23 protein-coding genes are annotated in these 25,857 nt (G+C 60.2%); 17 read left to right on the top strand and 6 right to left on the bottom strand.

Translation table 11 applies throughout. From position 1 onward, the window contains the following. Positions 1-11 precede the first annotated feature (11 nt). Positions 12-1,067, top strand: coding sequence for a substrate-binding domain-containing protein (locus KFS80_RS08740; RefSeq protein WP_212544549.1), 1,056 nt, complete (start codon positions 12-14; stop codon positions 1,065-1,067). A 60-nt stretch (positions 1,068-1,127) separates the two neighbouring features. On the opposite strand, the gene KFS80_RS08735 is transcribed toward KFS80_RS08740, so the two are convergent. The 3 genes from KFS80_RS08735 to KFS80_RS08725 form a co-directional block, all read right to left on the bottom strand. After that, entirely contained in the window at positions 1,128-1,340 is a 213-nt protein-coding gene (locus tag KFS80_RS08735; protein WP_256671890.1) for a type II toxin-antitoxin system RelE/ParE family toxin, read from the bottom strand. 46 nt (positions 1,341-1,386) lie between these two features. Then, positions 1,387-1,581, bottom strand: coding sequence for a type II toxin-antitoxin system RelB family antitoxin (gene relB, locus KFS80_RS08730; protein ID WP_159814810.1), 195 nt, complete (start codon positions 1,579-1,581; stop codon positions 1,387-1,389). Positions 1,582-1,966: 385 nt separating this feature from the next. After that, complete coding sequence (locus KFS80_RS08725; protein WP_212544548.1) at positions 1,967-2,914, bottom strand: SphA family protein; 948 nt, start codon at positions 2,912-2,914, stop codon at positions 1,967-1,969. Between the two features lie 211 nt (positions 2,915-3,125). Between KFS80_RS08725 and KFS80_RS08720 the strand changes: the two genes are divergently transcribed. The 11 genes from KFS80_RS08720 (at position 3,126) to KFS80_RS08670 (ending at position 14,011) form a co-directional block, all read left to right on the top strand. Continuing rightward, positions 3,126-4,223, top strand: a complete 1,098-nt coding sequence (locus tag KFS80_RS08720; protein WP_159814809.1) for an AraC family transcriptional regulator — start codon at positions 3,126-3,128, stop codon at positions 4,221-4,223. 331 nt (positions 4,224-4,554) lie between these two features. Further along, the gene (locus KFS80_RS08715; protein WP_212544547.1) at positions 4,555-5,442 is read left to right on the top strand and encodes a Dyp-type peroxidase; all 888 of its coding nucleotides are present in this window, start codon (positions 4,555-4,557) and stop codon (positions 5,440-5,442) included. Between the two features lie 11 nt (positions 5,443-5,453). Continuing rightward, positions 5,454-6,419, top strand: coding sequence for a Gfo/Idh/MocA family protein (locus KFS80_RS08710; RefSeq protein WP_212544546.1), 966 nt, complete (start codon positions 5,454-5,456; stop codon positions 6,417-6,419). 183 nt (positions 6,420-6,602) lie between these two features. Next, complete coding sequence (locus KFS80_RS08705) at positions 6,603-7,355, top strand: GntR family transcriptional regulator (protein ID WP_212544545.1); 753 nt, start codon at positions 6,603-6,605, stop codon at positions 7,353-7,355. Then, entirely contained in the window at positions 7,352-9,082 is a 1,731-nt protein-coding gene (locus tag KFS80_RS08700; protein ID WP_122600338.1) for a fumarate reductase/succinate dehydrogenase flavoprotein subunit, read from the top strand. Before KFS80_RS08705 ends, KFS80_RS08700 begins: the two co-directional genes overlap by 4 nt. Positions 9,083-9,108: 26 nt before the next feature. After that, positions 9,109-9,354: a 4Fe-4S dicluster domain-containing protein gene (locus KFS80_RS08695; RefSeq protein WP_003225615.1), complete on the top strand. Its 246-nt coding sequence runs from the start codon at positions 9,109-9,111 to the stop codon at positions 9,352-9,354. Between the two features lie 250 nt (positions 9,355-9,604). Then, positions 9,605-11,008 (top strand): ABC transporter substrate-binding protein, encoded by a 1,404-nt coding sequence (locus tag KFS80_RS08690; RefSeq protein WP_212544544.1) that lies wholly within the window; start codon positions 9,605-9,607, stop codon positions 11,006-11,008. Between the two features lie 144 nt (positions 11,009-11,152). Beyond that, a complete protein-coding gene (locus tag KFS80_RS08685) occupies positions 11,153-11,935 on the top strand; it encodes an ABC transporter permease (protein WP_212544543.1) in 783 nt (260 codons plus the stop codon). Further along, positions 11,935-12,783, top strand: coding sequence for an ABC transporter ATP-binding protein (locus tag KFS80_RS08680; RefSeq protein WP_212544542.1), 849 nt, complete (start codon positions 11,935-11,937; stop codon positions 12,781-12,783). The genes KFS80_RS08685 and KFS80_RS08680 overlap by 1 nt, the downstream gene beginning before the upstream one ends. Beyond that, the gene (locus tag KFS80_RS08675) at positions 12,780-13,742 is read left to right on the top strand and encodes a HEAT repeat domain-containing protein (RefSeq protein WP_212544541.1); all 963 of its coding nucleotides are present in this window, start codon (positions 12,780-12,782) and stop codon (positions 13,740-13,742) included. Before KFS80_RS08680 ends, KFS80_RS08675 begins: the two co-directional genes overlap by 4 nt. Beyond that, positions 13,739-14,011: a DUF971 domain-containing protein gene (locus tag KFS80_RS08670; RefSeq protein WP_212544540.1), complete on the top strand. Its 273-nt coding sequence runs from the start codon at positions 13,739-13,741 to the stop codon at positions 14,009-14,011. Before KFS80_RS08675 ends, KFS80_RS08670 begins: the two co-directional genes overlap by 4 nt. A gap of 154 nt (positions 14,012-14,165) precedes the next feature. On the opposite strand, the gene KFS80_RS08665 is transcribed toward KFS80_RS08670, so the two are convergent. From KFS80_RS08665 to KFS80_RS08655, 3 genes are all read right to left on the bottom strand, one after another. After that, positions 14,166-15,824, bottom strand: a complete 1,659-nt coding sequence (locus KFS80_RS08665; RefSeq protein WP_212544539.1) for a phosphoethanolamine transferase — start codon at positions 15,822-15,824, stop codon at positions 14,166-14,168. Positions 15,825-16,046: 222 nt separating this feature from the next. After that, complete coding sequence (locus tag KFS80_RS08660) at positions 16,047-16,784, bottom strand: TorF family putative porin (protein ID WP_212544538.1); 738 nt, start codon at positions 16,782-16,784, stop codon at positions 16,047-16,049. A 147-nt stretch (positions 16,785-16,931) separates the two neighbouring features. Continuing rightward, positions 16,932-18,674, bottom strand: coding sequence for an amidohydrolase (locus tag KFS80_RS08655; RefSeq protein WP_212544537.1), 1,743 nt, complete (start codon positions 18,672-18,674; stop codon positions 16,932-16,934). A gap of 103 nt (positions 18,675-18,777) precedes the next feature. On the opposite strand from KFS80_RS08655, the gene KFS80_RS08650 reads away from it, so the two are divergent. From KFS80_RS08650 to KFS80_RS08630, 5 genes are all read left to right on the top strand, one after another. Further along, on the top strand, positions 18,778-19,695 hold the full coding sequence (locus KFS80_RS08650; protein ID WP_053120915.1) for a LysR family transcriptional regulator: 918 nt from the start codon (positions 18,778-18,780) through the stop codon (positions 19,693-19,695). A gap of 159 nt (positions 19,696-19,854) precedes the next feature. Next, the gene (gene lexA / locus KFS80_RS08645; protein ID WP_212544536.1) at positions 19,855-20,472 is read left to right on the top strand and encodes a transcriptional repressor LexA; all 618 of its coding nucleotides are present in this window, start codon (positions 19,855-19,857) and stop codon (positions 20,470-20,472) included. After that, entirely contained in the window at positions 20,472-21,089 is a 618-nt protein-coding gene (imuA, locus tag KFS80_RS08640) for a translesion DNA synthesis-associated protein ImuA (RefSeq protein WP_159814797.1), read from the top strand. The genes lexA and imuA overlap by 1 nt, the downstream gene beginning before the upstream one ends. A 7-nt stretch (positions 21,090-21,096) precedes the next feature. Beyond that, positions 21,097-22,512, top strand: a complete 1,416-nt coding sequence (locus tag KFS80_RS08635; protein ID WP_212544535.1) for a Y-family DNA polymerase — start codon at positions 21,097-21,099, stop codon at positions 22,510-22,512. Then, the gene (locus KFS80_RS08630) at positions 22,488-25,586 is read left to right on the top strand and encodes an error-prone DNA polymerase (RefSeq protein WP_212544534.1); all 3,099 of its coding nucleotides are present in this window, start codon (positions 22,488-22,490) and stop codon (positions 25,584-25,586) included. The genes KFS80_RS08635 and KFS80_RS08630 overlap by 25 nt, the downstream gene beginning before the upstream one ends. Positions 25,587-25,857: the final 271 nt, after the last annotated feature.

Below are 25,857 nucleotides of genomic sequence, written 5' to 3'. Positions count from 1 at the left end.
AAGGATGTTGTATGCACGGTTCAATCAAACAGTTCGCGCGCCATTGCCTCACCGGCGCGGTGCTCTCGGTATTGGCGCTTAACGCGCAGGCCAAGGCATTGCCCGGCGCTCCGGCGCCGTTCGATAAGGGCCAGGTGCAGATTGCGCTGGTGGGTTATCTGTTTTCCGGGGATTTTCCCGAAGCGTATTTGCGTGGTGTGGAGAAACAGACTGAAGCGCTCGGCGCCAATCTGCGGGTGTTTGATGCGCGGCAGCAGGCGGCGAGTCAGGGCGAGATGATTGATCAGGCGGCTGACCTCGGTGTCGACGGCATCATCGTGCAGCTCGGCCTGGCGGAAACCCTCAAAGGCCCGATCGACCGGGCGCTCGCCAAAGGCATCAAAGTCGTCGCCTTCGACGTTGATCTGAACACGCCGCAAGTCACCCAGGTCGAGCAGGATCACCACGCATTGGCGCGTCTGGCGCTAGATCAAGCGGTGAAGGACAACGGCACGCGCTTTGATGCGGGCTACGTGTACATCAGCGGTTTCACCCCGATGGAGCGGCGCGATGAAATCTGGAGCCAAGTGAAAAAGGCCAATCCGGGGATCATCGAGAAAGCGCGATTCGGCACGCTCAACCCGCCAATCGCCAACTCCGTCGCCGATCAGGCCAGCGCCGTGCTGCGCGCCAATCCCGACATCAGCGTGATCTTCGCGCCGTTCGACGAATTCGCCAAAGGCGCAAAAATCGCCGTCGACGAAGCCGGACTGGCGAGCAAAGTGAAAATCTACAGCGCCGACATCTCCACCGCCGATATCCAGATCATGAAAGAACCGAACAGCGCCTGGGCCGCGACGGCAGCGGTCAATCCACAAGTCGCCGGTGCAATCAGTGTGCGCAGTCTGGCGATGCTGATTGCCGGGGAAAACCCGGGGCAGCAAGTGCTGGTACCACCGACCTTGATCACGCGGCAGCAGTTGCTGGATCTCGACGTGAAGAACGTGCGCGACCTGGCGCAGAAACTGCCGGCGTTTGGCGATACGGCAGATGTGGCGCGGGCGGCTTGGATTCCGGTGGTGAATTGAAAGTTTGTGCGGTTGTACGTGGAGGGCGACCGATGGGTCGCCCTTTTTTTTTGATCGTGTTCAGGGATATTTTTGCCGAGCGTGGAGCACCGTCAGTATTCTGATGCGATCCGTCACTCGATAAACAAGAAGATAGTTCGGGTTTATCACCATTTCGCGAGTCCCTTGTATTCGACCAAAGCGGAAGCCACGGGGCACAGAAGACAGGTTTTGCGCAGCTGTCCCAACTTTTTTATACAGCGAAACTGAAGCGTTAGTGTTGTATTGCTCAATGTAATCGATGATATCAGCCAGATCGTCCAGAGCTTGATCGCTCCACTCAACCAGTAGCGCGTCGATTTTTTCGCCTCTCTTCTAACATCCGATCAAGCCGCACCATGGCTTCCTGATGGGGAATGCCTGGGCGCGGATCATCAAGTGCGGCTTGTACTTTTGCACGATACCAACGGTCGTAGCTCGCTGCCTGCTCTGCAGTTTCGAATTCGGCAACGTCAGGAAAAAGTTCGGCGCTCATAATGACCTCCATGATCAATGTTAAGCAGTCTAAGGGGGATGCGGCTCTGTGTCGTCACTGGCTAGACGAAGTACCGAGTATCCCCAAGCTCAAGCGCCAAAGATGTCAGACGATTCCTCCGATCAGCAGGGAATTTCGGAGGCTTTTGTAGGAGCTGAGCTTGCTCGCGAAAGCGTAGTGTCTGGCGACATCTTTAATGGCTGACACGCCGTCTTCGCGAGCAAGCCCACACACATTGGATCGTGAGTGGAGGCGGGATTTGTGGTTGGCAGGGATCAAAGGTGGGAGTGGGCTTGCTCACGAAGAGGCCGCGACATTCAACATCGAAGGTGCCTGACCTGGCGCCTTCGCGAGCAAGCCCGCTCCCACAGAGGGCAAGGAGATTTCAGAAGGCGTAGGGGATGCTGACCTTGGCCCAGAGCATTTCGCCTTCCGGGCGGTTTTCCACGTCGAATTCCTTGGCCCAGCGGATCTCTGCGCTGGCGTATTTGAGGAACGTCCAGTGCAGCGCCGGGCCGATGGCGAACACTTTGCCGCGCACGCCGTCGTCGACATCCTGCCCGGCGAACTGCACGGTGTGGCCGAACTGTTTGTCGTCGGTGGTTTGCTGGAGAAAGTAGCCGTTGATCCCGAGCATCAGGTCGTCGGTGAGCTTGTAGCTGGCCGAATAATCGAAGTGGAAGATCTGCCCGGACTTGTAGTCGGTGTCTTTGTTCTTCTCGTTGAAGCTGTAAGTGGTCTTCATCGACACCTCGGTTTTATCCGTCGGCAGCCAGGTGAAGGAGAACAGCGGCTTGTAGGTGTAGAAATTGTTGCTGGTGTTGGCCAGCCGATCGACGCTGTATTCACCGGTCGGCACAGTGATTTCCAAGGCCGCGCCGAGGGTCAGGTTTTTGCCCATGTCCCACAAAATGATCGGCGCGACGGTGGTGTCGCCCATGCCTTCGCGTGTGTCGCTGAGGCCGAACACCGAGACTTCCTGCTTCAACCACGGCTGTGCGATGTAGCCGGCCAGACGCCCACCGAACACGCGCACCGGGCTCAAGTAGTCGAGGCGCGGAATCACCGCCGTCGATTCAATTTCGACATTAGGCACCTTGCCGCCCAGCGAACTGATGTTGAGTTTGGTCGACTTGTAATGGTTGTAGTAGACGTTGAACGCGACCATGTTCTCCGGAAGGCTGTCGACTTCCAGCGGCAGCATGAAGAAACCGTCGGTGCCGGGGCCGATGTTGTCGACGCCGGCTTCGGTGGCCAGCGCCGGTACAGTCGCGGCGCAGCCCAGCAAGGAAAGGGCCAGGCGCAAGGGGAATGTCGCGCGGTTCGGGTGCATATCCGTCCTCATTATTATTGTGTTGTGACGCAACGCCGGTACGCAGCACGCCCGGCACTATAGAAATAAGCCGTTGGCGCCTGTCAGGGCAGGGTATTGGCGGACACTGAGGGGGACTTCTGCGGACAGTCCGTCAAGCCTGTGCTAACTTCCTTCGACATAACCGGTTACAAAAATAACAATCAAGCCTGATCCGGAATGTCTCGCCGCCATGAACATGAAAGTTGTCGATCCGACCTACGAACTGGCGCTGGTGTCGCCGTTCCTCCTGCAAACCCTCGCCGAAGTCGCGCAAAACAAGGGCGTCGAGCCCGAGAGCCTGTGCCGTGGCCTGGGTTTTACCCTTGAAGACCTGCAGGATCCGGCGCAGCGGATTTCCTATCGCCAGGCCGTGGCGATGATTCAGCGTGCGCTCAAAGTCCTGCCCAATCAGGGCCTCGGCTTGTGGGTGGGCGCACAAAATGTGCTGGGCACGTTGGGCTTGCTCGGGCATGTGTTGTCGCTGTGCAAGACTTTGCGCGATGCGTTTGCCTTGGGCATTCGTCATCAGCACACGTCGGGCGGGATTGTGGTGTCGAGTGTCGATGTGGTTGGCGATCAGGTGCACCTTGATGCTGATTGTCGTTTGCCGTTCGCCGAAGTGCAGGTGTTCGCGGTCGAGGAGTTTTTTGCCAGTTTGCTGGTGTATGGCCGGGCGCTAGCCGGGGCTGATTTTGCGCCGATTGCGGTGGAGTTTGTGCATGCCGCGCCGGATTACCTGAGCGAATATCACCGACTGCTCGGGCCGAATGTGCGCTTCGGTTGCCTGCACAATCGCATGTTGATCGATGTGCGCTGGCTCGATGTGAACCTGCCCAATCACCATTCACTGGCGCTGCGTCAGGCAGTGAAACTGCTGGAGCTGGAAGCGGCGCAGGTGCATCAGAAGCTTGATCTGATCCAGGCGGTGGAGCGGGCGATTGCGCGGGATCTGAGCAGCGGTAGTCATATCGAAAAGATTGCCGGCGATTTGAACATGAGCAGCCGCACCTTGCGCCGACGGTTGACCGAGCATGCGCTGACATTTGAGGCGCTGCTGGAGCAAGTCCGGCAGGCGCGGACGATGAGTCTGCTGGCGAACCCGGACATGCCGATCGAGCGGATTACCGAAGAGGTGGGCTACAGCGATGTGCGCAGTTTTCGCCGGGCGTTCAAGCGCTGGACGGGGATGAGTCCGAGTGCGTGGCGCAATGACGCAAACCCTCACCCCAGCCCTCTCCCAGAGGGAGAGGGGGCCGACCGAGGTGTCTTGATTCATACATCGACCTGAACGTTTTGTGTCGATTATGGATTCCCAACCGCACGTCCAAGTCGGCGCACCTCTCAAATATCCCCCATTCAGTTCCCTCTCCCTTTGGGAGAGGGCTAGGGTGAGGGCAAATGGCCGATCGAGGTGGCTTGCTTTATACATCGACCTGAACGTTTTGCGTCGATTATGGATTCACAGCAGCACGTTCAAGTCGGCGTACCTCGCAAATATCCCCCATTCAGTTCCCTCTCCCTCGGGGAGAGGGCTAGGGTGAGGGGCTTTTGCCACCATCCAAACCCACACAAATCCTCCGGCCACAGGTAAACTCCCGCGCACTTTCCAAGGAGTTCACATGAGTTACTACCAGCCGGGCATTCTCGCCACCCCCGTTCCTGCGCAAGCACGTCACCTGTTTTTCGCGCTTCAGTCAGTTGAAGCGCTGCCACAGGCGATCGACAACCTGATGAATCTGGTGGACGGCAAGTCGGCGGTGGTCGGTTTCGGTGAATCCCTGGCCAAGGCCCTCAATGTACAAATTGAAGGCCTGCGCAGCTTCCCGGCCATGTCCGGCGTCGGCGTGGAAAACCCGTCGACCCAACACGCGCTGTGGGTCTGGCTGCACGGCGTCGACCGTGGTGAACTGCTCAACCGCTGCAACGCCCTCGAAGCCGCACTCGCTCCGGCCCTGCGCCTGGTTGAGATGCAGGAAGCCTTCCGCCACAAGGACGGCCACGACCTCACCGGCTACGAAGACGGCACCGAAAACCCGCACGACGAAGCCGCCATCGCCGCTGCCCTGCAAAGCGCCGGCACTGACGGCATGGTCGGCGGCAGCTTCGCCGCAATCCAGCAGTGGCAGCACGATCTCAAGGGTTTCCACAAACTCTCGGCCGATGACAAAGACAACATCATGGGCCGTCGCCTCAGCGACAACGAAGAGATCGACGACGCGCCGATTTCGGCCCACGTCAAACGCACCGCGCAGGAAAGCTTCGCGCCGGAAGCGTTCGTCGTGCGCCGTTCGATGCCGTGGATTGAAGGCGATCGTGCGGGCCTGATGTTCCTCGCGTTCGGCTTCTCGCTGGATGCCTTCGAAGCACAACTGCGACGCATGAGCGGTCTGGAAGACGGCATCACCGACGGTCTGTATCGCATTAGCCGGCCGGTCACTGGCGGCTACTACTGGTGCCCGCCGTTGAAGGATGGTCACCTCGATCTGCGCGCCTTGCGCATCGGCTAAAGGAGTAAAAAATGAACGTGGTGCGTTGGGGCATGATCGGGTGCGGCAGCGTCGCTGAACGCAAGAGCGGGCCGGCCTTCTACAAGGCGCCCGGTTCTGCGCTGGTGGCGGTGATGGGCCGACGCCTTGAAGCGGTGACTGACTACGCTGCGCGCCACGGCATCGCGCGGGTCTACACCGACGTCAATGCGCTGATCAACGATCCCGAGGTCGACGCGGTGTACATCGCCACGCCACCCGACAGCCACCACGCCTACAGCCTGAAAGTCGCTGCCGCCGGCAAACATTGCTGCGTGGAAAAACCCATGGCGCTGAACGCCGGGCAAAGCCGCGAGATGCAACAGGCGTTTGCCGACGCTGGTTTGCACCTGTTCGTTTCCTACTATCGCCGTTCGTTGCCGCGCTTTGCGCAGGTGCGGCAGTGGCTGGAGGAGGGGCGCATCGGTAAGGTTCGACATCTGAGCTGGACGCTGACCAAAGCGCCGTCGCCGGTTGATCTCGATGGCCGCGACAACTGGCGCACCGATCCTGCGGTGGCCGGTGGCGGTTACTTCGCCGATCTGGCCAGCCACGGTTTTGACCTGTTCCAATATCTGCTCGGCGATATCGTTGAAGTGGCCGGATTCACGGCGCGGCAGGCGGGTTTGTATGCGGCGGAAGATGCCGTCAGCGCCAGTTGGCGATTCGCCTCCGGGGCGTTGGGCATGGGCTGCTGGAGCTTTGTCGCGGATCGGCGCGAGGACCGCGTCGAGATCATCGGCAGCCTGGGGCGGATCAGTTTTTCGGTGTTTGATGAGCATCCTGTGCAGTTGCATGCCGATGAAAAGATCAGCCTGGAAATCCCGCATCACGAACACATTCAGTGGCATCACGTGCTGGGTATGAATGCGCATATTCGGGGTGATTCACAACACCCTGCAGTCGCCGAGCAAGCGCTCAAGACTGACTGGGTCATGGATCAAATCCTCAAACGTTAAGATCAAAAGATCGCAGCCTTCGGCAGCTCCTACAGGGGATCGCGGTTTCATGTAGGAGCTGCCGAAGGCTGCGATCTTTGAATTTTCAACACCGAATCTAAGGTTATGCCCAAACAATATTTCTAACCTTGTCATAACAACTCTAAGATCACGTCATAACTCGTTATAACAAGTGATCCCGCGATGACCGATAACGTTCTCTCCCTCAGTAGCGTTCCTCTGCACACCCAATTACGCGACGTCCTCCGTGCGCGCATTCTCGACGGCGAATACCCGCAAGACAGCCAGATGCCCTCCGAAAGCGAACTCGGCGCGCTGTTCAAAGTCAGCCGCATCACCGTGCGCCAGGCCTTGGGCGATCTGCAAAAAGAAGGGCTGATCTTCAAGATCCACGGCAAAGGCACCTTCGTCGCCAAGCCGAAAACCTTTCAAAACGTCAGCAGCCTGCAAGGCCTCGCCGAGTCCATGACCGGGCGCGGTTACGAGGTGATCAACCGCCTGCGCAGCTTCAAATTCATCCCGGCCGACAAGCGCGTGGCCGAGCGTTTGCAGGTGGCCGAAGGCGAGATCGTCGCGCAGATCAAACGCGTGCGCCTGATCAACCGCGAGCCGATTTCGCTTGAAATCACCTATCTGCCGAAAGCCGTCGGCGAGCGGTTAGAGAAGGCTGATCTGGTCACCCGCGACATCTTTCTGATCCTCGAAAACGACTGCGGCATCGCCCTCGGTCACGCTGATCTGGCCATCGACGCGGTGCTGGCCGACAGCGACCTGACCCAGGCGCTCAACGTCGAAGCCGGTTCGCCAATCATGCGCATCGAACGTCTGACCCATGACGCAAAAGGCCAGCCGCTGGACTTCGAACACCTTTACTACCGTGGCGATGCATTCCAGTACCGCCTGCGGATCGACCGGCAAAAAGGGGAGCAGGCATGACCCGCAACGTTCTCGAACAGGAATACGACATCGTCGTCATCGGCGGCGGCACCGCGGGCCCGATGGCCGCGATCAAGGCCAAGGAAAAGAACCGCGACCTGCGCGTGCTGCTGGTCGACAAGGCCAACGTCAAACGCAGCGGCGCGATCAGCATGGGCATGGACGGCCTGAACAACGCGATCATTCCCGGGCACTCGACGCCTGAGCAGTACACCAAGGAAATCACCATCGCCAATGACGGCATCGTCAATCAGGCCGCCGTTTACGCTTACGCGACGCACAGCTTCGAAACCATCGAACAGCTCGACCGTTGGGGCGTGAAGTTCGAGAAAGACGAAACCGGCGATTACGCAGTGAAAAAAGTCCACCACATGGGCGCCTACGTGCTGCCGATGCCGGAAGGGCACGACATCAAAAAAGTCCTCTATCGCCAGTTGAAACGTGCACGAGTGAGCATCACCAATCGCCTCGTGTGCACGCGGTTGCTGACCGACGAGGAGGGCACCGTCAACGGGGTGATGGGCTTCGACTGCCGCACCGCCGATTTCCACGTGATCAAAGCCAAAGCGGTGATCCTCGCCTGCGGCGCTGCAGGGCGACTCGGCCTGCCATCGTCGGGCTACCTGATGGGCACCTACGAAAACCCGACCAATGCCGGCGACGGCTACGCGATGGCCTATCACGCCGGCGCCGAACTGGCCAACCTCGAGTGCTTCCAGATCAACCCGCTGATCAAGGATTACAACGGCCCGGCCTGCGCTTACGTCACCGGCCCGCTGGGCGGCTACACCGCCAACAACAAGGGCGAACGCTTCATCGAGTGCGACTACTGGAGCGGGCAGATGATGTGGGAATTCCACCAGGAACTGGAGAGCGGCAACGGCCCGGTGTTCCTCAAACTCGATCACCTGGCCGAAGAAACCATCCAGAACATCGAGGAAATTCTGCACAGCAACGAGCGCCCGAGTCGCGGCCAGTTTCACGCCAATCGCGGCACCGATTACCGCACGCAAATGGTTGAAATGCACATCTCCGAAATCGGTTTTTGCAGTGGTCACTCGGCGTCCGGTGTATGGGTCAACGAGCGTGCCGAGACCTCGGTGAAAGGTCTGTACTCGGCGGGTGACATGGCTGCCGTACCGCACAACTACATGCTCGGCGCGTTCACTTACGGCTGGTTCGCCGGGCACAACGCCGCCGATTTTGTCGCCGGGCGCGAGTTTTCTGCGCTGGATGCCGAGCAGATTGAAAAGGAAAAAGCCCGGGTCTACGCGCCGCTGGATCGCGAACACGGTCTGCCGCCGGCGCAGGTCGAATACAAGCTGCGGCGCTTCGTCAACGATTACCTGCAACCGCCGAAAGTCACCAAGAAGATGCAGATCGGCCTGCAACGCTTCAGTGACATCGAGCGCGACCTCGAGCAAATGAAAGCCAACAACGCCCACGAACTGATGCGCGCGATGGAAACCAGCGTGATTCGCGACTGCGCCGAAATGGCTGCGCGCGCCTCGTTGTTCCGTGCGGAAAGTCGTTGGGGTCTTTATCACTATCGCGTCGATCACCCGCAGCGCAACGACAGCGAGTGGTTCTGCCATTGCCATCTGAAGAAGGGCGATGACGGCCAGATGACCAGTTTCAAGAAAGCCGTCGAGCCTTACATCATCCCGCTCGATGCCGAGGAAATGCAGGCCTACGACCGTTTGCGGGTCGGCGCCTTTGCCGCTTGATGCACACCTGAAAGAGAGTCCGAACCATGGCCTATCAAGCTCAAGAAATCTTCTTCCGCTCCAACGCCCCCGTCACCGTGGACGAGGACAAATGCATCGCCGAAAAGGGCTGCACCGTGTGTGTCGACGTTTGCCCGATGGACTTGCTGGCGATTAATCCGGCGACGCAGAAGGCCTACATGGCGTTCGATGAATGCTGGTACTGCATGCCGTGCGAGAAGGATTGCCCGACGGGTGCCGTGAAAGTCGACATCCCCTATTTATTGCGTTGAAACGCAATCGAAATGTGGGAGGGAGCTTGCTCCCGAAGAGGCCGGCATGGCTGGCATCTCTGTTGACTGGAACACCGTTTTCGGGAGCAAGCCCCCTCCCACAAGGGGTCTCCCACATTTGGGATTTGTGGCAAACCATTAGCCATCCGGCAAACCCCGGACGCTGGATTCACCGAAAACCCCTCGTTTCCCACCGCGCCCTGATCGCGGCGGAGACGAACTCAAATAAATGATTCGAGGGGAAACAACCATGTTGCGTGCAGCAATCGCCGGTCTGGTACTGGCTTCGTTCACCGTGTCGGCCTCGGCTGAAACCATCCGCATCGCCATCGGCACCCAGGACACCACCATCAACTGCGCCGCTGGCGGGTTGTTGATTCGTGAACTCGGACTGCTCGACAAATACCTGCCCCACGACGGCGCCTACAAAGACGCCAAGTACGATGTGCAGTGGAAAAACTTCACCAGCGGCGCACCGCTGACCAACGAGATGGTCGCCGGCAAGCTCGACTTCGGCGCCATGGCCGATTTCCCTGGTGCGTTCAACGGCGTGGCGTTTGAAACCGCCGGCAAGCACAGCCTGTTTATCAGTGTGTTGTCGGGCAGCATCAAGGGCAGCGGCAACGGCATTGTCGTGCCGAGCGCATCGGGTGTGCAGTCGCTGAGCGAACTCAAGGGCAAGACCATTTCCGTGCCGTTCGCCTCCACCGCGCACGGCATGTTGCTGCGTGCCGTCGCGGCGCAGGGCTGGGATCCACTGAAAGATGTGAACATCATCGCCCAGCCGCCGGAAGTCGCCGGCTCCGCGTTGCAGGCCGGCAAAATCGACGCTCACGCCGATTTTGTGCCGTTCGCCGAACTGTTCCCGAGCCGGGGTTTCGCGCGCAAGATTTATGACGGCGCCCAGGCCAATGCGCCGACGTTCCATGGTGCGCTGGTGGATCAGGCGTATGCGAAGAAGTACCCGGAAGTCGTCGTCGCTTATCTGCGTGCGAGCATCGAGGCCAATCAGTTGCTCGCCGCTGAGCCTGAGAAGTACAGCGAGCTGATCGCCAAAGTCACCGGTGTCGATGCTGAGGTGAATTATCTGTTCCACGGCCCGCTCGGTGTACAGACCCGCGACCTGAGCTGGAAGCCGGAATATCGTCAGGCGGTGGGTACGGCGATCGATACGCTGAAGCTGCTGAAGAAAGCTGATCGTGGGCTCGATCTGAACAACTTCATTGACGATCAATACGTTCGTGCGGCGTTCAAGGCGTCGGGTCTGGATTACACGGCGCAGTTGGCGGATTACGCACAGACGCCGTTGAAAGCCACGGATGCCGCAACGGGTAAGGCAATTACCGACTTCAGTCATGTCGCCGAAATCTGGGTGCGCGGTGAGGACAAGGTGCGCCAGTACGCCTCGGCGGAAGAGGCGTTTACTGCGCTGGCGGCGTTGAAGCAGGAAGGCAAGAGCGTTCGGGCGGTGTATGCACAGGCCAGTGATAGCGGGATCAAGTTGTTGGCTGAGCAGGCATGGTTTGCCAGTGATGCCAAGGGGCGCTTGAGCGCCTTCCTGCTCAAAGGCCAGGCTCAGCAATTTGCCTCGGCGCAGGGCGGCAAAGTCTTTGACTTCACCGATGCCACCACCCAAGCCGTTGCCAGTCGTTAACTCAAACGTAGATCGTTCCCACGCTCTGCGTGGGAACGCCTCAATGGACGCTCTGCGTCCGCTTTGGATGTGACGCGGAGCGTCACGGGATGCATTCCCACGCAGAGCGTGGGAACGATCAGATCTCGGTTGTGAGGAATTATTGTGTATCTACCTTACTTTCGCTGGGTTCCGAGGGCCGCTTCATTGCTGCTCTGCCTGCTGTTCTGGCAACTCGCCGCCAGCCACCACTGGAACCTCGGCCTCGTCACCTTCGCTAACGTGCCGACACCCATCGCGGTGATCGAAGCCGCGCTGGGCCTCGGCGACTCCGGCAAGCTCCTGCAACACCTGACCGCCAGCCTCAGCCGCGTCTTCGCCGGCTACCTCGCGGCACTGGTGATCGGCATCGCCCTGGGCCTCGCCATCGGCCGTTCAAAATGGGCCGAAGACCTGCTGCTGCCACCGCTGGAAGTCCTGCGCCCAATCCCCGCCGTCGCCTGGATTCCGCTGGCGATTCTGATGTTCCCGTCCTCCGAATTGTCGATGGTCTTCATCACCTTCACCGGCGCGCTGTTCCCGATTCTGCTGAACACCGTGCACGGCGTCGAAGGCGTCGACCCACGCCTGATCGCCTCAGCAAAAAGCCTCGGGGCAGGGCGCCGGGCGATCCTGCTGGAAGTGATCCTGCCCGGCGCTGCGCCAAGCATCATCACCGGTTTGGCGATCGGCATGGGCACTTCATGGTTCTGCCTGGTCACGGCGGAAATGATCTCCGGCCAGTTCGGCATCGGCTATTACACCTGGGAGTCCTACACCATTCAGAACTATGCCGACATCGTCGTCGGCATGCTCTTGATCGGGGTGTTGGGCATGGGCAGCAGTCTGCTGATCAAACGTCTGGGCGGGTTGTTTACGCCTTGGCATCGACCGCGAGGAAAAGCCTGATGAGCGCGATGCAAACCCCGGAAGGGCGGATCGATATTCGCCAATTGTCCATCGTCCTCGGCGAAGGTCGCGAAGCCTTTGAAGCGGTGCAAGGCCTCGATTGCCAGATTGAGCCCGGCCAGTTCGTGTGCATTCTCGGCCCGTCCGGTTGCGGCAAATCGACGTTGCTCGGTGCATTGGCCGGGCATTTGAGCGCTCACGCCGGCAGCCTGAAAGTTGATGGCGGCGAAGTGTCTGGCCCATCACCGCAGCGCGGCATGGTGTTCCAGCATCACACGCTGTTTCCGTGGCGCACGGTGCGCGACAACGTCGCTTTCGGCCTGAAGATGCGCGGCATCGGCAAGGCTGAACGGCATCGCGCTGCTGACGATATTCTCAAACTGGTCGGCCTCGAAGGCTTTGCCGAACGCTGGCCCGATCAACTCTCTGGCGGCATGCAGCAACGCGTGGAAATCGCCCGTGTGCTGGTCAATCGCCCACGCCTGTTGCTGATGGACGAGCCGTTCGGCGCGCTGGATGCGCTGACCCGCCTGAACATGCAAGAGCTGCTGCTGGACATCTGGACACGCATCCGCACCACCGTGGTGTTCGTCACCCACGACATCGACGAGGCGCTATTTCTTGCCGATCGCTTGCTGGTGATGAGCGCACGGCCGGGGCGCATCATCGAAGATCTGCGCCTCGACTTCGCCCGACCACGCACCAGCGAACTGGTCACCAGCCCTGAGTTCTCGCGCCTCAAACGCCACTGCCTCGACCTGCTGCGCCACGACGACGACCGACCGCTGCCGCGCCTCAACCCGCTCGGTCTGCCTCCCGAAAACCCTTTGCCGCGATTTGCCCTATGACCTCTATTTTTGCTGTGACCGATAACGATGACATCCTCGCCCTGCAACCGCGCCTGACCGCTGAAGACGCCGGGGTGCGGCGTATTGCCCTGATTGATCTGGCCGATCTTGAAGAGCCGGATGGCCTGCTCTGGCTGGTGGATCGCTTGGGGCAGGACCCCGCTGAAGAAGTCCGCGCTGAAGCCGCGCGATTGCTGGAGGCCTGGGAAGATGAAGACGTCGTGCAAGCCTTGTGCGAGGCGTTGACTGATCCCGCGCCCTCGGTGCAATCCGCTGCCGCGCAGAGCCTGAGCTTGCTCAAAACCGAAGCGGCGGGGCGGGTGATTCTGCCGTGGACTGATCACGCTGATGTCAGCGTTCGTATTGCGGCGTTCCGTGCATTGCGTGAACTGCGATTCGCCGATGCCGCACCCGCTGCGGTCACTGCGCTGAACGATGCCGATGCCAGCGTTCGCCGCGAAGCGGTGGGCGTACTCGGCTGGCTCAAGCAACTCGACGCGTTACCGGCATTAGCAAGATTGGCCAGCGACGATCCCGACACCGAAGTTCGCCGCGCCGCCACGGGTGCATTGGGCCTCGCCTCCAGCGCCGACGTTCTGCCAGCCCTGCGCCAGGCCTTGCAGGACAACGCCTGGCAAGTGCGCGAAGAAGCCGCGACGACTTTGGGCAAGATCGGCCACATTGACGCGGGCTCAGCACTGGTTGACGCCTTGAGCGATGACTATTGGCAGGTACGTTTGCGTGCCACGCGCAGCCTCGGTCGCCTGCGTTTCGCTCCGGCGCTGGACGCATTAATCGACACCCTCGGCCATCGCATCAGCAACCTGCGCAAAGAAGCCGCGCTCGCCTTGGGTGAACTGAATGATCGCGGCGCCGTAGCGGCGTTGCAGGTCGCGCAGGATGACGGCGACCCGGAAGTGCGCAAAGCCGTGCGCATTGCCCTGAGTCAGCTGCAATGAATCCGTTGTCCGTCGGTAATTCACAAAGTGAACGAACGCTGCGCCTGAGCTGGCCGGATGGCCGTGAACAGCAACTCAACCACGCCGAACTGCGCCGCCAGTGCCCCTGCTCGCAATGCCGCGCCTTTCGCCTGAAAGGCATGGTGCCGATGGTCGATGAGCGCATTCGCCTGATCGAACTCAATCCCCAAGGCTACGGCGTGCAACTGATCTTCAGCGACGGCCACCAACGCGGCATCTACCCGTGGGCCTATCTGGCAAACCTATGACAATCCCTGTAGGAGCTGCCGAAGGCTGCGATCTTTTGATCCTGTTTTTAACAATCAACATCAAAAGATCGCAGCCTTCGGCAGCTCCTACATTGATCATTGCCAATCAGCAATCAGCAATCAGCAATCAGCAATCAGCAATCAGCCAGTCGGGTTATTGCGCGGCTGTCATTGAGGGCCGGCAGCCGTGGAAAATATCCAGCCCCGGTTGATACAGCGACGTCTTCACTTCAAACAACCCGAGCACCGAATGAAACAGGTTGTCGTGGCTCAAACCGGCTTCCCCGGTCTTGCCCTGCAAGCAACCGCGATCAATCCCTTCATTGGCCAGTGTGTGATCACCAAACCACATCACCATCGGCACATGCGTCTGCGCTTCCGGCGCCAATGCATACGGCGCCGCATGCAGATACAGGCCGTTCTCACCCAGTGATTCGCCATGATCGGACACATAAATCATCGACGTATCCAGCGTCGCCTGATTGCGTTTGAGCAACTCGATCACCTTGGCGAGGAAATGGTCGGTGTACAGAATCGTGTTGTCGTAGACATTCACCAGTTCATCGCGACTGCAACTGCCCAACTGATTGGTGTGGCAGATCGGTTTAAAGCGCTCCAGCGCTTGCGGATAGCGCTCGTAGTATTCCGGGCCGTGGCTGCCGTCGGCGTGCAGGACGATGATCGCGTGGCCCTTGAGGCTATCGATATAGCTTTGCAGGTCTTGCAGCAATGCTTCGTCGAGGCAGTTATTGCCGTCGCAGAACGGCCCCGGTTGATTCTTCGCGATGTCACGGTGCGGCACGCGCAGGCAGGTGCCTTTGCAGTCGCTGTTGTTGTCCAGCCACAACACCTGCACGCCAACCCGTTGAAGAATGTCGAGCAGGCCTTCGTAGGTTTTGCCTTTCTTGTCGCTGTAATCCTCACGCGGAAACATCGAAAACATGCATGGCACCGACACCGCCGTCGACGTGCCGCAGGAATGCACTTGCGTGAAGTTGAGAATGTCGAGTTTGCTCAGCTCGGGATTGGTCTCGCGCTCATAACCGTTCAACGAGAAATGATCGGCCCGGGCGGTTTCGCCGACGACAAACACCATCAGCGATTTTTTCTCGCGGCTGGCCGCTTTGGTGTTCATCACCGCGTCCTCACCGATGGCTTGCACCACGAAGTGCTTTTTGATGCCCAGGCGTTGCTTGGTGTATTTGCTGATCGCGTAGATGTAGTTGGTCGGGTTGATGAAGTGAGTGAGCTTGTCTTCTTCGCGAAAGATCGGCGCGTAAGTCGAATAGAACGTGCCTACCGATGCGGCGATTACCAGCACGCAACCGACGATCACCAGAACCTTGTTGAGCAACCCGCGAAAGAACGGTCGATAACTCACCGGCCAACGCCAGATCAACACCGCCGGCAGCACGCCGAGCAGCAGCACATAGGTCAACAATTTGCCGTTGAACAGCGCGGTGGCTTCGAACGGGTTGGTTTCGAAGACGTTCTGGATCATCACCGTGTCGATGGTGATCCCGTATTCATTCATGAAATACGCGGCGCAGGCCGAGAGCAGGGCGACCACGGTGAGCGCCGGTTTCAGCGTCCAGCGGAACGACACCAACGTCAGCAGTAGGGTGATGGCGGCCCACAAAAACAGCCCGAAGGAGGCGAGAAACGCCAGTTTGTGCGCGCCTTGCAGGGTGATCAGCGTGCCTAGCGCCTTCCAGGTCGCCAGGTTATACAGCGCGACCAGTGCCAAGGAAAACAACAGCACCAGTCGGGTAGAAGTGATGGACGGTAAACGCAGTCCGTTGCCCAAAGCCATTCGCATTTTTCCTCTACTCAAATAGAAAACACACACGGTTGCGCGTGTAACTGTAGAAGAACAATAGTAAAAATTGCGTAAACATCCTGTAACAACTACAGAAAACACCGCCGCCCCTGTAGGAGCAGAGCTTGCTCGCGAAGGCGTCGTATCAGTCAGCAAAAATGTCGGCTGACATAACGCCTTCGCGAGCAAGCTTTGCTCCTACAGCGGATCGATTTGTCAGAAGGATTTGCTGACGCTGGCGACGACGGTCGCGGTGCAGACGTCCTTGAAGCCCCAGTTACTCAGGCATTGGCTCTGTGAGAGGTCCGTGTCGATGTAACTCAGGCCCAACACCACGCCGGCGAGGTTGTGAGTGAGTTTCACCTCCCACTCGCGGTACGAGTCTTCAGCGCTGCCAGACGCCGAATACAAATGCGGATCCTTGAAGTCCATGTTGCCGTAACGCAGCTTCAGCCCCGAGTCGTACGGCAACTCGGTTTCGTAACCGATGTAGGTGTACAGCGAGTTCTGCTTGCTATCGATCCCCGGCGCATCGTTGGAGTAATACGCCGCCAGTTTCACTCCGTACACGCCGAGAATCCCGTAGACCTCCCCTTGGTTGAACTGGCTTTCCTTGGGGTAAGCGTACTTGATGTAGCCCAGATCGAGGCTGACATCCTCGGTCGCTTGCCAAAGCCAACCGGCGTAGTAATCGACTTCCTGACGGGTTTTCAGACCGCCGCCGAAATCGACGTTTGAACTCCAGGCACCGAGGTACAGACCGCTGCTGTGAGCGAGGGTCAGACCGGCCTGCACGGCAGGGTCATTCTGGGTTTGCGAGATGCCACGGGTGCGGTAGTCGCTGGCTAAAGTGAGATCCACCAACACAGCAAAGTCATCGTTCAAAGGGATCGCTTGGCTGCTCAAGGGCAGCACGCTCAAGAAACTCAGGGCGAACAGGGGCAAGGCTTTCATGTGAAGTCCCGATGTTGTGATTATTGTTGGGCAGAAAGAGAAACCTGTAGGAGCTGCCGATGGCTGCGATCTTTTGATCTTGGTTTTTTAAATCAAAGTCAAAAGATCGCAGCCTTCGGCAGCTCCTACATGGGGGAGATTTTGTTGTTATTGGGTGGCGGTGTAGACCTGACGGCCGCCGAACCAGGTCTGCAACACCTGGGTGTCATGCAGGGCTTTGTTGTCGACGCTGAACACGTCGCGGTCGAGGACGATAAAGTCCGCTTGCTTGCCCGGCGTCAGCGAGCCGATCTGTTTCTCCAGGCCAATCGTGCGCGCCGCATTGACGGTGTAGGCGTAGAACATGGTGTCTCGATCCAGACGCTCATCAGCATTGAGCACGCCCAACGGGCCGACGCGGGTGATCGCCTGCGCCATGGCGTTGAACGGGTTCGGCGTCGACACCGGCCAGTCACTGGCGCCGGCAATTGTCGCGCCTTGTTTCAGCAGCGAATGCGCCGGGTACTGATAGCGGAAGGCGAGGGCGCTGACGTAGGGCTTGATCATGTCGGTGGTGTAGTCGTCGGCGCTGGCCCACAGCAACTGCATCGAAGCGATGACGTTGAGCGGTTTGAAACGGGCGAACTCTTTCGGGTTGACCATTTGCAGGTGAGTGATCGAGTGAGTTACGCCGCTCTGGCGATCCTTGCGTGCCTGGGCGATGCCGTTCAGCGATTCACGTACCGCGCGGTCGCCGATGGCGTGGATGTGCACCAGCCAGCCACGTTGGTCGATGGCGCTGACCAGTTCGCCGAAGTGCTGCGGATCGATCAGCAGTTCGCCCTGTTTGTGCGAGTTGCTGTACGGGTCGATCATCGCCGCGCTTTGCGCCGGGAACTCGATCACGCCATCGGCGAAGATCTTGATGCCAGGCAGGGTCAGGTTGGGAATGCCCTGAAATTGCTGGCGCACCTTGTCCAGCGTATCGAGATCGGCGGGCACGCTTTTCGGATTGGCCACCAGCAGCGCCGCGACGTGCACGCTCATGTCGCCACTTTCCGATAGCGCTTTATAAGCCGGCAGCACGCCGACGGTTTTTTCGGTGGGTTTGAGCGCGAACACCGCTTCGCCCGGTGCGGCGTTGGCGGCCGGATCCATCCACGCGGTGATGCCGAGGCTGTTGTTGTAGCGCACCGCTGATTTTGCGGCCTTCAACATGTCGGCGGGGCTTGGCACCGGCATTTTCGAGGCGACCCGATCCCAACCGGCATCGACCACAAAGCCGTTCGGTTCGCCGCTGGCCAATTTGCCGATGGTGTCTTTTTCCGCGTCGGGCAGGGTCTTCAGCAGGGCCGCATCAATCCCGGCGCGCTTGAGCATGACGTTGTTGGCCCACGCCGTGTGGTGATCGCTGCCGATAAACACCACCGGCACATCGGCCCATTCGCCGCTGTTGAAGGTTTTGCCCAAGGCCTCGGCTTTCGCCCAATAAACCGAACTCATCCCGGCAATGCTCAGCACATCGCCATGTTTGGCCTTGCCGTCTTCACGCCAGTCACGCAGACGCTTTTGCAGTTCGTCGAGGTCGACGACTTCGTCTTCCATGTTCGCCGAAGTCATTTCCAACCCACCGAAAATTGCGTGGGAATGGCTGTCGATCAGGCCGGGCATCAACGCTTTGCCCTTGAGGTCGATGACTTGGGTGCCGGGTTCGATCAGGGCTTTGATTTGCGCGTCGGTACCGACCTTCAGCACTTTACCGTTCTCTACGGCGAGGGCCTGCACCTTGGGTTGCGCGCGGTCGGCGGTGAAAATCTTGCCGTTGAGCAGGATCAGATCAGGGGCGGCCATGGCTTCCATCGAGGCAAAACTTACAGCGACTACCAACAGACTCGGGATGAATCTTTTCATTGAAGATTTCCTTGTTATTGCGTCTGATGGCGAGATTAGTGGCTGTCAGCGGCTGACAGAACGCCTCCCTCACGAAAAACGTTTTTGCCTGAATGGAAAAAGCATGGACAAGTTGGGCGCATTAAAGATGTTCGTAGTCACCGCGCAGCTCGGGAGTTTCAGCCGCGCCGCCGAGCAGTTGGGCAAGACCCCGTCGGCGCTGACCAAAGCGGTCAATCATCTGGAGTCGGAGCTGGGCGCGCGGCTGTTCGAGCGCAGCACGCGGCGGATTCTGCTCACGGAAATCGGCCGGGTGTACCTGGAAACCGCGCGACTGGTGTTGCAGCGCCTCGACGAGGCCAGTGAAGAAATCGAGCAGTTGCAGCACGGCTTGCGCGGCAGCCTGAAAATCACCGCGCCGCTGGCCTATGGGCGGGCGTTTCTCGATCAAGTGTGTGACGGCTTTTTGCAGCAATACCCGCAAATCAGCCTGCAAGTGGATTTGTGTGACGCGTTCGTCAATCTGCTGGAAAGTGGTTATGACCTGGCGTTGCGCGAGGGGCACGATGATTTGCCGGGGCTGATTGCGCGGGTGGTGGGCAGCAATCGCCTAGCCCTGTGCGGCAGCCCCGAGTATCTGGCGCGCAAGGGCTTGCCGGTGAATCCGCAAACCCTTGAACAACATGAATGGCTGCTTTATCAGCATCCGTTGCTCAGTCGCGAATTCTGGTGGGCCGAGCGTGACGGCCAGCGTTTGAGTCTGGCGCAACCCACCGCGCCGTTGTTGCGCAGTGACAATTACGATTTGTTGCTGGCCAGTGCGTTGGCCGGACGAGGATTGCTGCACACGCCGCTGTGGAGCGCCGCGCCGTATATCGCCGACGGGCGACTGGTGCGGGTCATGGCTGATTACGAAATCGATCCGGACACCTTTGGCCCGCACATTCTGGCGGTGTACCCGAGCCATCGGCGGGCAACGGCGAAGGTTGTCGCCTTCATTGATTACATCGCCGAATTCCTAGCCGAACGTGGCTTAAGCTGACTGATCGTTCCCACGCTCTGCGTGGGAATGCCTCTGGGGACGCTCTGCGTCCAGTGACGCGGAGCGTCACAGGCTGCATTCCCACGCGGAGCGTGGGAACGATCAACGTGGGGTGGGCCGACCTGCGGCGCTTGTCAGGAAAAAGCCAAAAGAGTACAAATGTACTCCATGACGAACCTCACTCCCCGCCGTACCGCCATCCTGACCTTTATCCGCGATCGAATTGCCGAACACGGTCAGCCCCCAAGCCTCGCTGAAATCAGCGAGGCTTTTGGTTTTGCCTCGCGCAGCGTGGCGCGCAAGCACGTGCTCGCGCTGACCGAAGCCGGTTTTATCGAGGTCAATCCCAATCAGGCCCGGGGCATTCGTTTGCTCGGTCAGCCGCCGCGCCCCGAACTGCTAGACATTCCCGTGCTCGGCCGCGTCGCTGCCGGTGCGCCAATCGGCGCCGATGCCGAGATCCATAGCCGTTTGATGCTCGACCCGGCGCTGTTCTCGCGCACACCCGATTACATGCTGCGGGTGCAGGGCGATTCGATGATCGAGGATGGCATTCTCGACGGTGATCTGGTTGGCGTGCGGCGTAATTCCGAAGCGCTCAACGGCCAGATCGTCGTGGCGCGGCTCGACGGTGAAGTCACCATCAAACGCTTCGAACGGGTTGGCGATGAAGTGCGCTTGTTGCCGCGCAACCCGGCGTATCGGCCGATTGTCGTGCGCGACGATCAGGATCTGGCCATCGAAGGGGTGTTCTGCGGTCTGGTGAGGCAAGGCTGATGGGCGCTGTCGTTGCGTTGGATACGCTGTTCAATGGCGGCCAGGTCTGGAAGGGCCGGCCTGCGCCACCGGCGGCCAGCCCGCAACCGACCGGACACGCCGCGCTGGACGCGGCACTGCCCAGCGGTGGCTGGCCGGAAGCGGCGCTGAGCGAAATCCTCCTGGCCGGCCCCGGTGTCGGCGAACTGCAACTGGTCTGGCCGACGCTGGCGCGATTGTCGGCGGCGGGTGAGCGCATTGTGCTGGTGGCGCCGCCGTTCGTGCCGTATCCGCAGGCGTGGGAAAACGCCGGGGTCGATCTGCGCCAGTTGTCAGTGATTCAGGCCAGTGAGCGCGATGCCTTGTGGGCGGCGGAACAGTGTTTGCGTTCGGGCAGTTGTGGCGCGGTGCTATGTTGGCCGCACAAGGCCGATGATCGTGCGTTGCGGCGTTTGCAGGTGGCGGCGGAAACCGGTCAGACCCTCGCATTCGCTTGGCGTCCATTGAGCGAAGCGGTCAACCCGTCACCGGCGGCGTTGCGCATCGCCATCGACGCGAAACCCGCACAATTGCGCGTGCTCAAGTGCCGTGGCGGCTTGGCGCGTACGACGCCGATTGCCTTTGCCGTGGGTCATTGAGGTCAGCATGCGCTGGGTCTGTATTCTTTTTCCGCAATTGGCCTTGGACGCGGTGCTGCGTCAGCGTCCTGATCCCGATGAGCCATTGGTGCTGCTCAGCGGCCCGGCTCAGCGGCGGGTGCTGCAAGCAGTCAACCCGGCCGCGCGCAAACTTGGTTTACGCTCCGGTCAGTCGATGACCGCCGCTCAGGCGATGAGCAAAGGTTTTGCCACCGCTGATTACGAGGCCGCCGAAGTCGAACACTGGCAGCAGTTTCTCGCGGCGTGGGCTTACGGTTTCAGCGCGCAGGTCAGCGTGCATTACCCGCGCACCGTGGTGTTCGAGATCGAGTCCAGCCTTGGTTTGTTTGGTTCCTGGGCGCAGTTAGAAGCGCGTTTGCGCAAGGAACTGACCGAGTTGGGTTTCCGCCATCGCATCGTCGCCGCCCCCAACCCGGTGGCCGCGCGAGTGCTGGCAAATGCTTACGACGGTTTAGTGGTGCCCGACGGCGAAGCTTTGCAGCATCACCTCGGCCAGTTGCCCGTTGACCGCGTCGGTCTGGAACCGGGCGTGGCCACGGCGTTGTCGCGCATGGGCCTGCGCAACCTCAGTCAGGTGCAGAGCCTGCCGCGTCAGGCGCTGGCCCGGCGTTTCGAAGCGCAGATGCTTAAACACCTCGACACCTTGTTCGGTGCACGACCACTGGCGCTGGAGTTTTACCTGCCGCCGGATCGTTTTGACGTGCGCATCGAACTCAACTTCGACGTGCAATCGCATCAGGCCTTGTTGTTCCCGTTACGGCGTTTGACCGGTGACCTGTCGGCGTTCCTTTGTGGGCGTGACAGCGGCGTGCAGCGTTTTGATCTGCATCTGGAACATGCCGGGCTGCCGGACACCGTGATCAAAGTCGGCCTGCTCAGCGCCGAACGTGATCCGGCGATGCTTTTCGAACTGGCCCGTGGGCGACTGGAGCAAGTGCAGGTCGAGGCGCCGGTGCGCGGCTTTCGTCTGCGCGCCGAAGATCTGCCGAGTTTCGTCCCGCAGTTTCAGGAGCTGTTCGATGACCGCCCGCAGCAGACGCTGCCGTGGGAGCAGTTGCGCGAACGCCTGCGCGCGCGTCTGGGTGATGACGCGGTGCAGGGTTTGCGCTTTCAGGCTGATCATCGACCGGAGTGCGCTTGGCAGCACGGCGTCGATAAACAGCGCTGCGCCGTGTTGCCCGGCGTGCACCGTCCGGGCTGGTTGCTCGGTGAGCCGCTGAGTGTGCCGCAAGGTTCGGCGCGGATCCTCATGGGCCCGGAGCGCATCGAATCCGGCTGGTGGGACGGTGACGATGTACGCCGCGATTATTACCTGATCCAGAACCGCGCCGGTCAGCAAGGCTGGGCGTATCGCGCGGTGGGTGAGGGCGGGCCGTTGTGGCTGCAAGGCTGGTTCGCATGAATGACGGCTATGCCGAATTGCACTGCCTGTCGAACTTCAGTTTCCAGCGCGGTGCCTCCAGTGCCCTTGAGCTGTTTCAACGGGCAAAAAAACACGGCTATCAGGCGCTGGCGATCACCGATGAATGCACGCTGGCCGGGATTGTTCGGGCCTGGCAAGCGGCGAAATCGGTTGAGCTGCCGCTGATTATCGGCAGTGAAGTGCGCATCGAAAACGGCCCGAAACTGGTGTTGCTGGTGGAGAGTCTCGCCGGTTATCAGGCGCTGTGCGGCTTGATCACCCGTGCCCGGCGGCGTACCCAGAAAGGTCAGTATCAGGTACTGCGCGAAGATTTCAGCGAGCCGCCGCCGGGGTTGCTGGTGTTGTGGGTGCCGGACTCGCTGGATGACGTGGAAGAGGGCCGCTGGCTGAAGCAGACGTTCGGCGAGCGCCTGTGGCTGGCGGTGCAGTTGCATCGTGGCCAGGACGATCAACAGCGTCTGGCGAGGTTGTTGAGTCTGGCCGGCGAACTGCAGATTCCCGCCGTGGCCAGCGGTGATGTGCACATGCACGCCCGTGGTCGGCGCGCCTTGCAGGACACCATGACCGCGATCCGTCATCACGTGCCGGTGGCCGAGGCCGGGTTGCGCCTGCATCCCAATGGCGAGCGGCATTTGCGCAGTGTTGAGGTGTTGCGCGAACTGTATCCGCCAGCACTGCTGGAGGCGTCGGTGACTCTGGCCCGGCGCTGCACTTTCGATCTCGGCGAGTTGCGTTATCAGTACCCGAAAGAGTTGGTGCCGGAGGGGCACAGCGCCAGTTCCTGGCTGCGACAACTGACGAAAGAGGGCATCGCCTGGCGTTGGAAGAAGGGCGCGCCCTTCAAGGTGTTGCGGCAGATCAACAAGGAATTGCAGCTGATCGCCGAACTTGGCTATGAAAGCTACTTCCTCACCGTGCACGACGTGGTGCGCTTTGCCCGTGAGCAACAGATTCTCTGCCAGGGGCGTGGCTCGGCGGCCAACTCGGCGGTGTGTTTTGCCTTGGGCATCACCGAGATTAATCCGGATCACACCACGTTGCTGTTCGAGCGGTTCATGTCAAAAGAGCGCAACGAGCCGCCGGACATCGACGTCGACTTCGAGCACGAACGCCGCGAAGAAGTCCTGCAATACGTGTTTCGCCGTTATGGCCGTCATCGTGCGGCGCTGACGGCGGTGGTCAGCACCTATCACGCGGCCGGTGCCGTACGCGACGTGGCCAAGGCCTTGGGCCTGCCACCGGATCAGATCAACGCGCTGGCCGATTGTTGCGGCCACTGGAGCGACGAAACGCCACCGCTGGAGCGTTTGCTTGAGGGCGGCTTCGACCCTGACAGCCCGGTACTGCGGCGAGTGTTGAGCCTGACCGGCCAATTGATCGGTTTCCCCCGGCACCTGTCGCAGCACCCCGGCGGGTTCGTGATTTCCGAGCAACCGCTGAGCATGCTGGTGCCGGTCGAAAATGCGGCGATGGCCGACCGCACGATCATTCAGTGGGACAAGGACGACCTCGACGCGGTCGGCCTGCTCAAAGTGGATATTCTTGCCCTCGGCATGCTCAGTGCGATTCGTCGCTGCTTCGACCTGCTGCGTCGGCATCGCAATCAGGATTTGAGCCTGGCGACGATTCCTTCCGAAGACAAACCGACCTACGAAATGATCAGCCGCGCCGACACCGTTGGCGTGTTCCAGATCGAGTCGCGGGCGCAGATGTCGATGCTGCCGCGCCTGAAACCGGCGACGTTCTACGATCTGGTGATCGAGGTCGCCATCGTCCGACCGGGGCCGATTCAGGGTGGCATGGTGCACCCGTACCTGCGCCGACGAAACAAGGAAGAAGAGGAAACCTACCCGTCGCCGGAGCTGGAGGTGGTGCTCAAACGCACCCTCGGCGTGCCGCTATTTCAGGAACAGGTGATGCAGATCGCCATCGTTGCCGCCGATTACAGCCCCGGTGAGGCGGATCAGTTGCGCCGTTCGATGGCCGCGTGGAAACGTCACGGCGGACTCGAACCGCACAAGGAACGACTGGCCGCCGGCATGAAGAAAAACGGCTACACGCCGGAGTTCGCTGCACAGATTTTCGAGCAGATCAAAGGCTTCGGCAGTTACGGTTTCCCTGAGTCCCACGCCGCCAGTTTTGCCTTGCTGACCTACGCCAGTTGCTGGCTCAAGTGCCACGAACCGGCGGCGTTCGCCTGCGCGCTGATCAACAGCTGGCCGATGGGTTTTTACAGCCCCGATCAGATTCTGCAAGACGCACGCCGGCATCATTTGCAGATTCGCCCGGTCGATGTGCGCGCCAGCGATTGGGATTGCAGCCTGGAACCGATTTCCGGGGCACAACCGGCGATCCGCATGGGCCTGCGCATGATCAAGGGCTTTCGCGAAGACGATGCCCGGCGCATTGAAGCTGCACGCTCGCGCGGGATATTTGCCGACATCGCCGACCTCGGCGAACGGGCCGCGCTCGACAGTCGGGCGCAGGCGTTGTTGGCGGATTCCGGCGCGTTGCGCGGCCTGGCTGGGCACCGGCATCGGGCGCGTTGGGAAGTCGCCGGGGTGCAGAAACAACTGGGATTATTTGCCGGCTTGCCGAACCAGGAAGAGCCTGATGTAGTGCTGCCCAAGCCGAGTGTCGGTGAGGATTTGCACGCGGACTACACGACGATTGGCACCACGTTGGGCCCGCATCCTCTGGCGCTGTTGCGCGGTGAATTGAAGGCACTTCGCTGCCGCAGTTCGCAGGAGTTGCTCGATGTCGAGCATGGCCGGCCGGTGAGCGTTGCCGGACTGGTCACCGGGCGGCAACGACCGGGTACCGCCAGTGGCGTGACCTTCGTGACCCTGGAAGATGAGTTCGGCAACGTCAACGTGGTGGTCTGGCGCGACTTGGCTGAGCGTCAACGGCAGGTGCTGGTCGGTTCGCAACTGCTCAAGGTGGATGGCCGCTGGGAGCGCCAAGGCGAAGTCCGCCATTTGATTGCCGGACGCCTGAGCGACCTCAGCCCATTGCTCAATGGCATCCGCGTGCAAAGCCGCGATTTCCACTGACGTCTCCTTTCAGCTGCACCACAATCCTGTAGGAGCTGAGCTTGCTCGCGAAGGCGATTTATCTGATCGTTCCCACGCTCTGCGTGGTAACGCCTCCCGTGACGCTCCGCGTCACAGGGGACGCGGAGCGTCCGTAGCGGCATTCCCACGCGGAGCGTGGGAACGATCAATGAATCGCCTGACGCACCGCCTTCGCGGGCAAGCCTTGCTCCTACAGGCATCGTGCCAGTCAAATTGATGGCGTCAAAAATATCTGTTCGCAATGATGGCA

The sequence above is a fragment of the Pseudomonas rustica genome, from assembly GCF_018336155.1.
GTDB lineage: Bacteria > Pseudomonadota > Gammaproteobacteria > Pseudomonadales > Pseudomonadaceae > Aquipseudomonas > Aquipseudomonas rustica.
Note: the sequence above shows the minus strand (reverse complement) of the source record. Positions and strands in the feature narration are given on the sequence as shown.

Excerpts from the sequence above, each read along its gene's own strand:
- KFS80_RS08740 (WP_212544549.1), top strand. The coding sequence starts at position 12 with ATGCACGGTTCAATCAAACAGTTCGCGCGCCATTGCCTCACCGGCGCG.
- relB (WP_159814810.1), bottom strand. The coding sequence starts at position 1,581 with ATGAGCGCCGAACTTTTTCCTGACGTTGCCGAATTCGAAACTGCAGAG.
- KFS80_RS08725 (WP_212544548.1), bottom strand. The coding sequence starts at position 2,914 with ATGCACCCGAACCGCGCGACATTCCCCTTGCGCCTGGCCCTTTCCTTG.
- KFS80_RS08720 (WP_159814809.1), top strand. The coding sequence starts at position 3,126 with ATGAACATGAAAGTTGTCGATCCGACCTACGAACTGGCGCTGGTGTCG.
- KFS80_RS08715 (WP_212544547.1), top strand. The coding sequence starts at position 4,555 with ATGAGTTACTACCAGCCGGGCATTCTCGCCACCCCCGTTCCTGCGCAA.
- KFS80_RS08710 (WP_212544546.1), top strand. The coding sequence starts at position 5,454 with ATGAACGTGGTGCGTTGGGGCATGATCGGGTGCGGCAGCGTCGCTGAA.
- KFS80_RS08705 (WP_212544545.1), top strand. The coding sequence starts at position 6,603 with ATGACCGATAACGTTCTCTCCCTCAGTAGCGTTCCTCTGCACACCCAA.
- KFS80_RS08700 (WP_122600338.1), top strand. The coding sequence starts at position 7,352 with ATGACCCGCAACGTTCTCGAACAGGAATACGACATCGTCGTCATCGGC.
- KFS80_RS08695 (WP_003225615.1), top strand. The coding sequence starts at position 9,109 with ATGGCCTATCAAGCTCAAGAAATCTTCTTCCGCTCCAACGCCCCCGTC.
- KFS80_RS08690 (WP_212544544.1), top strand. The coding sequence starts at position 9,605 with ATGTTGCGTGCAGCAATCGCCGGTCTGGTACTGGCTTCGTTCACCGTG.
- KFS80_RS08680 (WP_212544542.1), top strand. The coding sequence starts at position 11,935 with ATGAGCGCGATGCAAACCCCGGAAGGGCGGATCGATATTCGCCAATTG.
- KFS80_RS08675 (WP_212544541.1), top strand. The coding sequence starts at position 12,780 with ATGACCTCTATTTTTGCTGTGACCGATAACGATGACATCCTCGCCCTG.
- KFS80_RS08670 (WP_212544540.1), top strand. The coding sequence starts at position 13,739 with ATGAATCCGTTGTCCGTCGGTAATTCACAAAGTGAACGAACGCTGCGC.
- KFS80_RS08665 (WP_212544539.1), bottom strand. The coding sequence starts at position 15,824 with ATGGCTTTGGGCAACGGACTGCGTTTACCGTCCATCACTTCTACCCGA.
- KFS80_RS08660 (WP_212544538.1), bottom strand. The coding sequence starts at position 16,784 with ATGAAAGCCTTGCCCCTGTTCGCCCTGAGTTTCTTGAGCGTGCTGCCC.
- KFS80_RS08655 (WP_212544537.1), bottom strand. The coding sequence starts at position 18,674 with ATGAAAAGATTCATCCCGAGTCTGTTGGTAGTCGCTGTAAGTTTTGCC.
- KFS80_RS08650 (WP_053120915.1), top strand. The coding sequence starts at position 18,778 with ATGGACAAGTTGGGCGCATTAAAGATGTTCGTAGTCACCGCGCAGCTC.
- lexA (WP_212544536.1), top strand. The coding sequence starts at position 19,855 with ATGTACTCCATGACGAACCTCACTCCCCGCCGTACCGCCATCCTGACC.
- imuA (WP_159814797.1), top strand. The coding sequence starts at position 20,472 with ATGGGCGCTGTCGTTGCGTTGGATACGCTGTTCAATGGCGGCCAGGTC.
- KFS80_RS08635 (WP_212544535.1), top strand. The coding sequence starts at position 21,097 with ATGCGCTGGGTCTGTATTCTTTTTCCGCAATTGGCCTTGGACGCGGTG.